At 66.8% G+C, this 13,237-nt stretch carries 8 protein-coding genes; 4 read left to right on the top strand and 4 right to left on the bottom strand.

What is annotated here, in order from left to right:
- Window positions 1-67 precede the first annotated feature (67 nt).
- From A6A29_RS45170 to A6A29_RS06275, 3 genes are read right to left on the bottom strand one after another with little or no spacing between them, the layout of a single operon-like run.
- A complete protein-coding gene (locus tag A6A29_RS45170; RefSeq protein WP_073718843.1) occupies window positions 68-691 on the bottom strand; it encodes a hypothetical protein in 624 nt (207 codons plus the stop codon).
- Window positions 688-1,539: a carbohydrate ABC transporter permease gene (locus A6A29_RS06280; RefSeq protein ID WP_073718842.1), complete on the bottom strand. Its 852-nt coding sequence runs from the start codon at window positions 1,537-1,539 to the stop codon at window positions 688-690. The genes A6A29_RS45170 and A6A29_RS06280 overlap by 4 nt, the downstream gene beginning before the upstream one ends.
- Window positions 1,536-2,537, bottom strand: a complete 1,002-nt coding sequence (locus A6A29_RS06275) for a carbohydrate ABC transporter permease (protein ID WP_143196952.1) — start codon at window positions 2,535-2,537, stop codon at window positions 1,536-1,538. The genes A6A29_RS06280 and A6A29_RS06275 overlap by 4 nt, the downstream gene beginning before the upstream one ends.
- A 186-nt stretch (window positions 2,538-2,723) precedes the next feature.
- Here A6A29_RS06275 and A6A29_RS06270 point away from each other — a divergent pair, with 186 nt between their 5' ends.
- The 4 genes from A6A29_RS06270 (at window position 2,724) to A6A29_RS06255 (ending at window position 10,122) form a co-directional block, all read left to right on the top strand.
- Complete coding sequence (locus A6A29_RS06270; protein ID WP_079182588.1) at window positions 2,724-3,815, top strand: substrate-binding domain-containing protein; 1,092 nt, start codon at window positions 2,724-2,726, stop codon at window positions 3,813-3,815.
- A 756-nt stretch (window positions 3,816-4,571) separates the two neighbouring features.
- Window positions 4,572-6,152: an FAD-dependent oxidoreductase gene (locus tag A6A29_RS06265; protein WP_198953011.1), complete on the top strand. Its 1,581-nt coding sequence runs from the start codon at window positions 4,572-4,574 to the stop codon at window positions 6,150-6,152.
- Complete coding sequence (locus A6A29_RS06260) at window positions 6,149-8,629, top strand: glycoside hydrolase family 2 protein (RefSeq protein ID WP_107468132.1); 2,481 nt, start codon at window positions 6,149-6,151, stop codon at window positions 8,627-8,629. The genes A6A29_RS06265 and A6A29_RS06260 overlap by 4 nt, the downstream gene beginning before the upstream one ends.
- Entirely contained in the window at window positions 8,590-10,122 is a 1,533-nt protein-coding gene (locus tag A6A29_RS06255) for an ADP-ribosylglycohydrolase family protein (protein WP_143196951.1), read from the top strand. The genes A6A29_RS06260 and A6A29_RS06255 overlap by 40 nt, the downstream gene beginning before the upstream one ends.
- 168 nt (window positions 10,123-10,290) lie before the next feature.
- Here the strand turns inward: A6A29_RS06255 and A6A29_RS06250 are convergent, their stop codons facing one another.
- On the bottom strand, window positions 10,291-13,062 hold the full coding sequence (locus A6A29_RS06250) for a SpoIIE family protein phosphatase/ATP-binding protein (RefSeq protein WP_073718837.1): 2,772 nt from the start codon (window positions 13,060-13,062) through the stop codon (window positions 10,291-10,293).
- Window positions 13,063-13,237: the final 175 nt, after the last annotated feature.

The raw sequence follows: 13,237 nt of genomic DNA, 5'->3' as shown, positions 1-13,237 counted from the left end.
CCCGCCCCTGCAACCGCTGCCCAACGCGTGAAGTGCCGTGTTCTCATTGCGTGATTCCTTTTGGTGTCTACTGCGGGATTGCCCGGACGAATGTGTGAGGGCTTGGCCCTGTACGTCCGGGGGCGAGTATCGCCACGCTGCCGACAGCGCCGAGGCTGACGGCGACGAAGGCGAAGACGATGATGAGCTGGGGCGGGCAGATCGTGAAGATGATCATGGATGCCGCCCAGGGGATGAGTGCGGCGACAGCGCGGACCGGCCGGCTCACGGCCAGGACTCCGATCTGCCGGACCACCCCTTCCGGCGTGGGTGCGGTGAGGCATGCGACCGGGGCGAGCACCATCAGCACGGCCGTGACGGCCGTCGCGGCCAGAGCGGCGCCGGACGCCGCGGGGCCTGCCCCGCTTCGTGCCAGCCACGCAAGGCTCAGTGCCAGCGCACCGGGTATCGCGATGAACGCCGTGGCCAAGACGGTCGTCGTGGCCCGGTTCCCCATCGTGAACAGGAATCGCCGCCAGCTCGGTCCATCGCCGTCCAGCAGCCGTGTCGCACCGTCGTAGAGAGCCACCGTCGCGAAGGGGATGGTGACGAGAGGCAACGAGCAGAGCGCCCAGAGCACGGTGAGCCAGGCGAGCGAGCTGAAAACTGAACACGCTCTGGTGATCCCGCTGACGATCACTGAACGGTTCATCCCTTGACGCTCCCCTCGGTCATCCCCTGAATGAAGAAGCGTTGGAACACGAAGAAGAGGATGACGATGGGCACGACGATCAGCATCGCTCCGGCAAGCATCAGGTCGTACGCCTGCGTGCCCTCCGAGGTGCTCCTGAGTGCGAACACGCCCACCACCAGCGTCCTGAGCTCTTGATCGCTGATCGTGAACACATACGGGATCTGGAAGTTGTTCCAGGCTTCCTGGAATGCGAGGACCCCGGTCGTCGCCAGAATCGGACGCATGAGCGGCAGTGCCAGCCGCGAATACACCCCGAAGAGCCCCAGGCCATCCAGCCGGCCGGCTTCCTCGAGCTCGATCGGCAGACTCTCACAGAATGCCCGGATGAGGAACACGTGAATGATCCCAATTCCGGAGAGTTCAACAAGAATGACGCCGAAGAGGTTGTCGACGCCCAGGATCTGCGCGATCTCGAGACGCGGATAGAGAGTGGCTGTGCCGACGCCGACGAAGAGCGTGAATGACATCACGGCGAAGATCGCGCGATGGAAGGGCACGGCTCGTCGGGCCAGGAGGTAGCCGAGCATGGAAGAGGCGAAGATGTCGATCCCGACAACACCGGCCGCAACGACCACGGAATTGAGCAGGTACTGACTGAATCCGCCCTTCTCCCACGCGCGTACATAGTTGTCGAGCGTCCAGGTGGTCGGGAAGAGCTGCGAGCCACTCGTCAGAATCTCGGCCGACGGTTTGAACGACGCGAAGAACGCATAGACCAGAGGGACGAGCGTGACGATCGCGACCGCGGTCAGGAACAGGTAGACGAGTAGTCGTAGTGCGGCTCTTGAGGTTTTCCGACGACTCATCGCTTGCCCTTCTTGGCTGTCGCGGTGTGTTCCCGTGCCCCCCGGTCACGGGAGACCGCCATGTACACGAGCGACACGATCGCCGCAATGACGCTGGCGACGACGGCGAGTGCGGACGCATACCCGTACTGGCTCCCGCGGTCGGTGCCGAAGAAATAGTCGAAGAGGTAGGTGTACATGACGTCTGTCTGACCTGCCGGCCCACCGTCGGTGAGCGTCTTCACCAGGTCGAATGAACGAAGCGAGAAGACGATCGAGAGCACGACGACAACGCGAGTGATGGGTGCGAGCAGCGGCAGCGAAACGTGCCGGAAGCGTTGGACCGCATTCGCGCCGTCCAGCTGAGCGCTCTCCAGCAGGTCTTTCGGCACCGTCTGCAGCGCAACGAGGAAGAACACCATGTTGATTCCGAAGTTCGACCACACACCGACAAGGACCAGGCTCGCGAGGGCCGTTCCCTGACTGCCCAGCCAGTCCACGTCGGTCGAGATCAGGTTCAGCCCTTGGAGTATCCCGTTGATCACCCCGTTGTCAGGCCGGAGGAGAAAGTAGAACACGATGCCCATGATGGCAATGGAGATGACATAGGGAAGGAAGAAGAGCCCTCGAAACAGCCCCAGCCATTTGAGCCCGCTGTTGAGCATCATGGCCAGAAGCAATGAGAGCGGAAGCCCGATCACGATCTGTCCGACGGCAAAGACCAAGGTGATCAGAACCGCCTGCCACCAGGACTGGTCCTTGAACATGAGTTGGTAGTTGTCCAGGCCGATCCACTCGGGCGACGTCACGCCGTTGTATCGCGTGAAGCTCAGGAACACCACGTACGCGACGGGAAGCAGCGCGAACAGTACGAGTGGGATCAGCGACGGCAGCGCCATGAACGTACCGACGAGGCGTTCCCGCGACTGCCACCGCGGGCGACGCGAGGGGAGCGGCGCGGCGGCCCGACGCCCGTCTTCTCTACTGTCGGCTCTTGTCTTCGTCTTGGCTCTGCTCACCAGAGTTCCACCATCGCACTCCCTGCGGGACCGGCGAAGTACTCCGCTGCGTCCCACGTTCACAAGGTCCGATTCAGCGCCACGTCATCGGAGGCGCGGGCGCAGCCGCAAGCAGAATTCGGCTCGGGCGGCTTGGGCCCAGTTCTCGTCCGATCGCGCTTCATCGCCCCGATTCAGCCTGATCTGATGCGTAACAGAAAATCAGCAGAGGCAGGCAAAGTCAAGGTTCGAAACCTGAGACGCAGCCGATACTGTCGAGGCATGTCAAACCAACCGAGGCGACCAGCGCGCCAAGCCGACATCGCCCGACTTGCCGGCGTATCCCAGGCGACGGTGTCCTCCGTGATCACCGGCAGTGGCGATCGCTACGGCATCGCCCAGGAGACTCGGGACAAGGTGATGGCCGCGGTCGAAGCACTCGGCTACGTGCCGAGCGCCGCGGCCCGTCAGCTGCGAGGAGCACGCAACCGACTCATCGGCGTGCACACTTTTGAGCCGATCTTTCCCATCAGCCAGATGAACTTCTACCACGAGTTCCTGGTCGGGATCGAGGAGCAGGCGGTGCTCGACGGCTACAACCTGTTGCTCTTCACTGCCACGGACCAGGCGACAGGACGGCGCCCCCTCTTCGTCAAGGGTGCCTCCCAACTCTCCGTCGCCGATGGGACGATCCTGCTCGGTCTCGACAGGGAGCGAAGCGAACTCGAGCGCCTGGCGGAAAGCGGCTACCCCTTCGTTCACATCGGCCAGCGAACGATCGAGGGTGTCGACATCCCGTTCGTCAGTCCCGACTACCGGGCGGGAGTGGACAACGCCGTCGAGAAGCTCATCGCGCTCGGGCACACCGAGATCGCCTACCTCAAGGACGACGTGCGGTTCGAGGCGACCACGGCCAGGCGCGAGGGGTATCAGCAGGCGATGGCGCGACACCGGCTGCGCGCCCGCGTGATCGGGACCGCGCAGCATGACGCCGCGTCCTTCGACCTGCGTGGAGCGACCGCCGTATTCGCCGAGGAGTCTCCGCAACTGCTGTGGGTCACCACTCTCGCCGACAGTCAACGTCTGACGATTCCCCACGACCTCTCGGTCGTCGCGCTCTCGGAAGCGGACAGTGACACGACGAGGCGGTGGACGACGCTCACGGCACCCAGACGACAGCTCGGCGCGGAAGCTGTGCAGTTGCTCGTGAGCGTCCTCGACGGAGTCGACAGCCCGACGCACCGCTCGCTGCCGTGCCTCCCGCTCAAGGACGACACGCTCGACCGGCCTCGGGGCTGACCCGAGCACGGACGAGCTCCCGCACGCCGCCAGTCGGTGGCGTGCGGACGCGCCTGCCCGGTTGCGTACGGACGTACGCCCACAGCCGCCAGGCCTCCCCGGCCGCTCGCTCCCGCCGCGGCGCCCAGGCCACGAAGGCGGCGCCCCTGCGGCGAAGGCGGTGTCCAGGCCGCGAAGGCGGCTTCCCCGCGGCGAAAGCGGGTGGCCAGGCCGCGAAGGCCGCACCCATCTCCTCGATGAAGTCCCGCCCTCGTCGCCGCTGTTCCCCCCGCGGCGTCGAGTCGACCAGCGGTACGAACTCTTCGATCGCCCTTACCCGCGACCGCCCGTTCGGCGACCGGCGGGGAGGCGTCTCCGGGCGCGGCGCCGAGAGGCACCGGCGGACCGGCTTCCGGTCCGGCCCGTCTCCCCGGCGCCCTCCGGCAGGCTGACCGCCCCGGTCTCCAACAGCCCGCGGAAGCGGCGCGGTTCCCACCGGCGAGGCGGAGCCAGGGCCCTCGCAAGCCCCTTGTTGACATTCACGTGTACGCCGGTACCCGTCACAGGAAAACGCGAAGAGGTAATCGATTCGCCGGCGCCGTGGTCTAGTCTGATACGCATCAGCCAGCAAGACTGATGACGCCAGGAGGAGTCGAAGACAGTGACGTCGACACAAGCAGCCCACCACCACGACCGACGGGACACCCGTGAACCCGTGACCGATCCCCTCGGCAGGCGGCCACGTGTCGAAGGGGAAAACCGTTGAGTGAGCGGGAGATCTCGGCGGATGTCGCGGTCATCGGCGGTGGCCTCGGCGGAGTTGCCGCGGCCCTGACCGCGACCGCCCTCGGACGAACGGTCGTACTCACGGAGGCAACGGACTGGCTCGGCGGCCAGATGACGTCACAGGCAGTCCCGCCGGACGAGCATCCATGGATCGAGACCCGCTCAAGCACCACCTACCGCACCCTTCGCAACCGAATCCGCGCCTACTACAAGCGGGCCTACCCGTTGCGGGCGAACGTGGCCGAAGACCCGCTTCTGAACCCCGGTCTGGGCTTCGTCAGCGACCTCTGCCATGAGCCGAGAGTCGCCGTCGCCGCGATCGACGAGTTGCTGGCCCCCGCGCGAGCCGCAGGGCTCCTCACCGTGCTCCTCCACCACGCACCCGTCGCAGTCGAGGGCGACCGCGACCGCGTGCTCTCGGCGACCGTGGCGGATCCGGGCGGGAACAAGGTCGTCATTCGCGCCCCCTACTTCATCGACGCGACGGAACTCGGCGATCTGCTCCCCCTTTCCGGGATCGAGCACGTGATCGGGGCCGAGAGCCGCGACGACACCGGTGAGCCGAACGCGTCGGAGCACGCCGACCACCGTGACCAGCAGGCACCGTCATGGTGTTTCGCGCTTGAGTACCGACCGGGTGAGGACCACACCGTGGATCGTCCGGAGCGTTTCGAGCACTGGAAACGCCACCATGATGCGTTCTGGCCCGGCCCGCAGCTCTCGTGGACAGATCTCGATCCTCAGACCCTCGAACCACGCGTCCGACGCATCTTCGACGGCGACCCCGACGACGATTCGCAGAAGGACCTCTGGCGCTATCGCCGGATCCTCGCCAAGAGGCAGTTCGATACGTCGTTCACCGGCAACGACGTGACGCTCGTCAACTGGCCCCAGACCGACTACTGGGAAGCCCCGCTCATCACGAGTGACTCGGCCGTCGATCCGACAGTGCTGGAGCGGTCGAAAGAGCTGTCGTTGTCGTTCCTGTACTGGCTGCAAACGGAGGCGCCTCGGCACGACGGTGAGACCGGCTATCCCGAGTTGCGCCTCCGCCCGGACATCATGGGCACAGGCGACGGGCTGGCCAAGGCCATCTACGTTCGCGAATCACGGCGGATCACCGCTGAGTTCACGGTCCTGGAGCAGCACATCGGGCTCGACGCCACCGAAGGGCGGGGTTCCGCGGTCTTCCACGACACGGTGGGAATCGGGGGATACAGAATCGACCTGCATCCGACAGCCGCCGGCCGCAGCTATGTGGATGTCGCCTGCCATCCCTTCCAGATACCGATGGGCGCGTTGATCCCGGTGCGGGTGCGCAACCTGCTCGCTGCGAACAAGAACATCGGCACGACGCACGTAACGAACGGGGCATACCGCCTCCACCCTGTCGAATGGAGCATCGGCGAGGCCGCCGGCGCCCTGCTCGCCCATTGCCTCATCAGTGGCCTGACGCCGAGCGCGGTGAGATCGAGCGAGAGTCATCTCGCCGACTTCCAGTCCCTGCTCAGCACCCGGCTCGGCATTCCGCTCGCGTGGCCGGATGACATCAGAACGAGGAACACACGATGACGGAAGGCATGCGCACGACGATTCCCCTCTCGGACTCCTGGACGATGAGCAGGGAACCAGCGACCCGGTCGGGAGCCGGCATCGATGTCAACGACGTCCCCGCCACCGTTCCCGGCTCCGTACACACCGACTTGCTCGCGGCCGGGCTCATCGCCGACCCGTACATCGGCGACAACGAGCGCCTGACCGACTGGATCGGGCGCAGCAACTGGATCTACCGGTGCGAGCTGCCTGCGGTGACCGCGGACAACGAGTGCGTCGAGCTGCACTTCCAGGGGCTCGACACCTTCGCCGAAGTGCGGCTGAACGGCTCCGTGGTCGGCGGGACGACATCGATGTTCACGAGCTTGCGCATCGATGTGACGAACAGGCTCACGGGCGACGCGGACCTGCTGGAGGTGCGCTTCGAGTCACCCTACGCGCGAGCGCTCGCGCGCTGCGACGAGATCGGGCCGCTGCCGAATCCCTACGACGAGCCGTACCCGTTCATCAGGAAGACCGCGAGCAACTTCGGCTGGGATTGGGGCCCGACGCTCGTCACCGCAGGAATCTGGAAGCCCGTCACCATGGAGATCTGGAGCGCGGCGCGGATCGGAACGGTCGTTCCCGCCGTCACCGTCGAGGACGGCGTCGGCGCGGTCGCCGCGCAGGTGGAGCTGCGTCGGCGGCCGGGCGCCGACTCTGCCGGACTCAGTCTCCTGCTGGAGATCGGCGGGAGCGTTCTGTCGTTCCCGGTGGACGATGTAGAGAACGCGGTCACCGTGCGGGCGGAGGTCGCTTCGCCCGAGCTGTGGTGGCCACGTGGATACGGCGAGGCCACGCGCCATGACCTCGCCATCACCCTCGTGGACCGGTCGGGCCGACCGCTGGACCGCTGGGAGAGGAAGATCGGCTTCCGCACCGTCGAGATCGAGTCGGAGCCGGACGCCGAAGGGTCTCCGTTCACGATCGTGGTGAACGGTGTGCGTGTCTTCGCGCGCGGTGTCAACTGGATTCCCGACGACTGCTTTCCCACCAGGGTGGGCCGACGGGAGTACCGCGAGCGCCTGGAGCAAGCGGCGGCGGCGAACGTCAATTTCGTGCGCGTGTGGGGCGGAGGCACCTACGAGGCGGAGGAGTTCTACGATGTCGCCGATCAGTTGGGCCTCCTGATCGCTCAAGATTTCTTGTTCGCGTGCGCCGCCTACCCCGAGACCCCCGAGCTCATCGGGGAGGTCGATTCGGAGGTGCGCGAGAACGTCGTGCGCCTCGCCTCACATCCGAGCCTGGCGCTCTGGTTCGGTGGCAATGAGACCCTCTGGGGCTACCAGGACTGGGAATGGAAGCCGGTGCTCGGCGATCGCGACTGGGGCGAGCGGTACTGGATGGAGCTCCTCCCGCAGTGGCTGGATGAGCTCGACCCGACTCGGCCGTACTGGCCGAACAGCCCGTACTCCGGCAGCCCCGACGTGCACCCGAACGATCCGGCACACGGCACGTCGCACGCCTGGGAGGTATGGAACTCCCAGGATTACCTCGCCTATCGCGATCTCCGACCACGGTTCGTGGCGGAGTTCGGCTATCAGGCACCCGCCGCGTACCGCACACTCCTCGATTCGGTCGGAGAGGCCGAACTGAGCCGGCACTCGGCAACACTGCAGCATCACCAGAAGGCCGCGGACGGCGACCTCAAGCTGCGGAGGGGACTCGACGCCCACTTCGGCGATCCGGACACGTTCGACGACTGGTTGTTCGCCACACAGCTCAACCAGGCGAGGGCCATCACCACAGGTGTCGAGCATTTCCGGTCGCTGGCACCGCTGTGTGCGGGGACAGTGCTGTGGCAGCTCAATGACTGCTGGCCGGCGCTGTCGTGGTCCGTCATCGACAGCGCATCCCGGCTCAAGCCGTCGTGGTACGCGCTGCGGAATGCGTACGCCGACCGGCTTCTCACCGTGCAGCCGCTCGACGAGGCGCTTCAACTGGTGGCGGTCAACGAGCGCGACGAGCCATGGCATGTATCGACCAGCGTGCGTCGGATGAGCTTCGACGGAGTCGAATCGGCCGCGCAGTACGCCGATTTCACGGTCGAGGCCAGATCGGTCGTCCGTCTCGCACTTGAGCCGACCGTCAGCAAGGCGGTGAACCCCACCCGCGAACTCATTGTCGCGGACGCCGATGGATGCCGGGCCACCTGGTTCTTCGACGCCGACAAGAACCTTGCGTACCCGGATCCCGTCTACTCGGCGGCCGTCGTCGCCGAACCGAACGGCTACCGCGTAGACATCGAAGCGAAGAGCTTGCTGCGGGACGTTTCGCTCTTCGCGGATCGAATCGATCCCGCGGCTGTCGCCGACGACATGCTCCTCACTCTGCTTCCGGGCGAGAGGGCATCCATTTCGATCACCACGGAGTTCTCGGGCAACCCCGATGACTTTGCCGTTTCGCCGCAATTGCGTTGCGCGAACGACCTCAGAAGCAAGCAGGGGAAAGCATGAATGCAATCAGCCGCGAAGCCGTTCTCGGATGCTGGCTCGGCAAAGCGATCGGAGGAACACTCGGTCAGCCCTTCGAGGGCCTCGACGGTCCGCTGGCCGCGACGTTCTACGAGCCCGTACCGACCGGGATGGTGCCGAACGACGATCTCGATCTGCAGGTCGTCTGGGCGTGCGTTCTCGCCGGGCAGGCGGAGCCATCGGTCACCTCAAGTGCGCTGGCAGCGGCGTGGACGGCACACGTCGAGTTCCCCTTCAACGAGTACGGGGTCGCCAAGCGCAACCTTCGCGAGGGAATTCTCCCCCCGTTCAGCGGCTCGTTCGACAATTGGTTCACCAAGGGTGAGGGCGCGGCCATTCGCAGTGAGATCTGGGCCTGTCTGGCACCGTCCGACCCGGCGACAGCCGCCGAGTACGCCTACCGGGACGCCTGCGTCGATCACGCCGGCGACGGCATCATCGCTCCCATGTTCTTGGCGGCACTGCAGAGCAGGGCCTTCTCGGGAGGCACCGTCGATGATCTGCTCGACGCGGGTCTCGGCGTCATTCCCCGCGATTCCGGAATAGGCCGGGTGGTCATCGCCACGCGCGCATGGTGCGAGGAGTTCCCGGACTGGCGAGACGTCCGGTCGCGGATCCTGAGCCGGTTCGCGTCGCAGGACTTCACCGATGTGCTCATGAACACCGGCTTCGTCGTGCTGGGTCTCCTGGCGGGGCGCGGTGATTTCGCGAGGTCGATCCTCATCACGTCGAACTGCGGAAAGGACACGGACAGCTCGGCCGCGTCGGTCGGTGCGACGCTCGGAATTCTCTCGCCGACGTCGATCCCGGGAGAATGGCTCGCGCCCATCGGCTCGGATCTCGTACTCAGCCCGGGAATCGTGAACCTCGACGCTCCGGCGACGATCGAGGAGTTCACCGATCTCGTTCTCCGGCTGCGCGAACGCGTCACCTTCGTACCTCGCGAAGCACAACACGACTGGGATCCGCGCTCGAAGGCTGTGCGGGTCACCCGGAGCTGGTCGACGCGCGCGGGTGAACTCGGTGCACTGAACGACTGGTTCATGCCCCCCTCTCACGCACCGGCGCCTGTGTCGACCGGCGAGAGCGCCGACGTGGAGCTCGAAGGCACCTGGTCGCAGTTGCCTGCCGAGAGCTTCGAGAATGACCTGATGCTCCTTCGCTACCCGCTGGACGCCCAAGGGGTTCAGCACGTGCGCGTGATGGTCGCGAGCAATCTTCTGGTTCGCGTCTGGCTGGACGGCGACTGGCTGTTCGGCCGTGATGGCGGCGCGATGTTCCCGGCCCCGCACATGCCGCGCATGAACACCTTCGCCGACGTCGAACTCGGTGCAGGGCCCCATGAGCTGACAGTGGTGCTTCACCGTCCGGAGGCCGGCCACGTGGGTGAGTGGGTCGTGGCGATCGCGGATTCCCGAACGAAGGAGTGGATCCCGGACGCGTTGCGCGTTCCTCCGGAAAAGGGTGCGGTCTAAGGGCTGCCCCGTAATCCTTGGCGGGCGCGGGACGGCAGCTACGGCATCTCGCGGCGTTGTCGGAACGCCCGAATACACCCCGTATGCAGACGTCCCGCCGCCTTGCGATGCACCGCATCCGACGCCGCGCGCTGATCCACCAAAGACTACGGGACAGCCCTTGGCTGATCAGAGGGGGTCGTCGAACCGGTCGAGGAGGATGTCAGCCGATGTGGCACTCGTCGTGTCGACAACCGCTCCGTCGTGGAGGGGTTGTTCGGTCCAGATGATCTTGCCGCCCGGCACATAACGCGTTCCCCACCGGTGCGCGAACTGCGCCACCAGGAACAGTCCGCGCCCGCCCTCGTCCGTGGTCGCCGCCCGTCGCATGTGCGGGGACGTGCTGCTGCCGTCCGAAACCTCGCAGATCAGCGTGCGGTCGTGCAGCAGCCGCACCCTGATCGGCGGCGACCCGTACCGGATCGCGTTGGTGATCAGCTCACTGAGGATCAGCTCCGTGCTGAACCCGATCTCCTCCAGCCCCCATTCCCGCAGCCGTGCGCCGCACTCCGCTCGTACAGGCGCCACGGCCGCCGGGTCCGCCGGTACGTCCCACTCCGCGACCCTCGACGGCGCGAGCAGCCGGGTGCGCGCGACCAGCAGGGCGATGTCGTCGGCCGGGTGTTCCGGCATCGTCGCGTCGATCACCGCCTGACAGGTCTCCTCCGGAGTACGGTCCGTTCCGTCCGCCAACGCCGCCCGCAGCGCATCCAGCCCGACATCGATATCCCGGTCCCGGCGCTCCACCAGCCCGTCCGTGAACAGCACCAGTTGTGACCCCGCCGGCAGAAGCAGCTCAAGCGTTTCGAAGGGATGGCCGCCCAGGCCCAGCGGAGGGGAGGCCGGAACATCCGGATAGGTGACGCTCCCGTCCGGATACGCCACGGCCGGGCACAGGTGTCCGGCCCGCGCAACCGTACACACGCCCGTCACCGGGTCGTAGATCGCGTACAGACACGTCGCACCGGTCACCCCCTCGCTCTCCCCGTCCGCCGGACCGTTGGCACTGCTCTCCTCGCCGTCGATCTGGGCGACCAGCTCATCGACGTGCCAGAGCAGCTCGTCGGGCGGCAGGTCGAGGGCGGAGAAGTTGCGCACGGCGGTGCGCAGTCGGCCCATCGTCGCGGCCGCGTGCAGACCATGGCCGACCACGTCGCCGACGACGAGCGCCACCCGGGCGCCGGGAAGCGGGATGACATCGAACCAGTCCCCGCCCACCCCCGCCCGGGCCGGCAGATAGCGCGATGCCACCTCCAACGCGTCCTGCTCCGGCAGCACCCGTGGCAGCAGACTCCGCTGCAGCGTCACCGCCATCGCGTGCTCCCTCGTGAACCGCCGCGCGTTGTCGATGGCCACCGCCGCCCGAGCCGCCAGTTCCTCCGCGAACGAAAGGTCCTCTTCGTTGAATGCCGGAGAATCATCCGCCCGCCAGAAGGTCACGATCCCCAGGACCACACCGCGCGCCCGCAACGGCACGGTCACCAGCGAATGCAACCCGTACGCCAGCGCCCTCCGTGCCCGGTCAGGATCTTGCTCCCGCCACCCCTCCGCCCGGGTGAGATCCGCCTCCAGCACCGCCCGCCCCGACGCCAGCGCCCGCATCTGCGGGGTCGCCGGCACCATCGTGATCAGCTCCCCCACCGGGTACAGCGGCGACGCCTCCCGGTCCCCGCTGATCGCCGTGCGGCGCATACGCCCCCAGGACTCCCGCACCGGCTCCTGCCCCCGTGTCACCGCGTCCAGCAGATCCACGACGGCGGAGTCGGCGAACCGCGGCACCGCCACCTCCGCCAGCTCCTGGGCCGTAATCACCACATCCAGTGTCGTCCCGATCCGCACCCCGGCGTCGTACAGCAGCTTCAGCCGCTCCCGTGCCACCTCCGCCCGCCCGGTGACCGCCGCCAGCTCCGTGGTGTCCCTCAATGTCACCACGCTGCCGGCCGGTCCTCCGTACGGGGCGGTGGGGCGCTTGTTCACGGCGAGAAGGCGGTCCCCGGCCGGATGCACGACATCCGTGACCGGCTCACCCGACGCCAGCAGCCGCATGGTGTCCCCGTCCAGACCGAGGTCCGTCACCTGCCGCCGCCCCACGTCCTTCGGGAGGTTCAGCAGCCGCTGCGCCTCGTCGTTGGCCAGCAGCAGCCGTCCGTCGGCATCGATGATCAGCACGCCCTCCCGCACCGCGTGCAGCACCGCGTCGTGGTGCTCGTACATCCGCGTCATCTCGGCCGGGCCCAGCCCGTGCGTCTGCCGGCGCAACCGCCTCGACACCAGTGCCGTCCCGGCGGTGGACAACACGAGCGCGGCGGCACCGGTGCCGAAGATGATCGGCAGCTGCTGATCGGACACGCCGGTCACGTTCATGACCGTGAGCCCGACGGACACCGCACCGACGACCGAACCGTCGGCGCCGATCACCGGGACCACCGCCTGGACGACCGTCACCCATTTGTCGGGCTGGAGGTTTCCGCTGACTTTCTCCACGGTGGTACGGCCGTCCAGCGACGGCCCGATGGTGCCGATGAACTTCTTCCCGATCCGGCCCGGGTCGGGGTGGGTATAGCGGATCCCCTTCGTGTTCAGGACGACAATGAAGTCGACACCGGCCTTCTTCCGGGCCGCTTCGGCGCGCGGCTGCAGGATTGCCGTCGGATTCCGGCTCTTCAGGGCCGCGGCCGTACCCGGAGCGTTGGCGAATGTCTCGGCCACCGACACCGACTGGTGCCGGGCCTCCCGCGTAGCGTCCCGCGAGGCCTGGACCACCTGCGCCGCCACAGCGGCCGCCACCAGCAGCACCACGATCACGACCTGGAGCACGAACACCTGTCCGGCGGCAGTGCGCAGGTCCAGGAGACGGCGCAGCCCTGAACCGGAGCCGGGGGTCGCTCTGGGGTGCCTCATGCCGTCTCCGTACGGCTTGGGAATACCGGTGTGGAAGCAATGATCCCCCTAAGGGCACTGCCTCACCCTATTTGAGCGTTTGGGCTGGTCAACGAGCTGACGAAGGAGTCTCGGCGAGGCCACGCCGCGGCCGGGCGATCATCGGGACTCCGGTCACGCCTTCGGCCGAGGGAGC

The organism is Streptomyces sp. TSRI0281 (assembly GCF_001905125.1).
In the GTDB taxonomy this organism is placed as follows: domain Bacteria; phylum Actinomycetota; class Actinomycetes; order Streptomycetales; family Streptomycetaceae; genus Streptomyces.
This window is presented reverse-complemented; position numbering and strand designations above follow the sequence as displayed.

Bases quoted from the DNA above. Each gene is read 5' to 3' on its own strand.
- A6A29_RS45170 (WP_073718843.1), bottom strand. From the start codon at position 691: ATGAACCGTTCAGTGATCGTCAGCGGGATCACCAGAGCGTGTTCAGTT.
- A6A29_RS06280 (WP_073718842.1), bottom strand. From the start codon at position 1,539: ATGAGTCGTCGGAAAACCTCAAGAGCCGCACTACGACTACTCGTCTAC.
- A6A29_RS06270 (WP_079182588.1), top strand. From the start codon at position 2,724: ATGCGTAACAGAAAATCAGCAGAGGCAGGCAAAGTCAAGGTTCGAAAC.
- A6A29_RS06260 (WP_107468132.1), top strand. From the start codon at position 6,149: ATGACGGAAGGCATGCGCACGACGATTCCCCTCTCGGACTCCTGGACG.
- A6A29_RS06250 (WP_073718837.1), bottom strand. From the start codon at position 13,062: ATGAGGCACCCCAGAGCGACCCCCGGCTCCGGTTCAGGGCTGCGCCGT.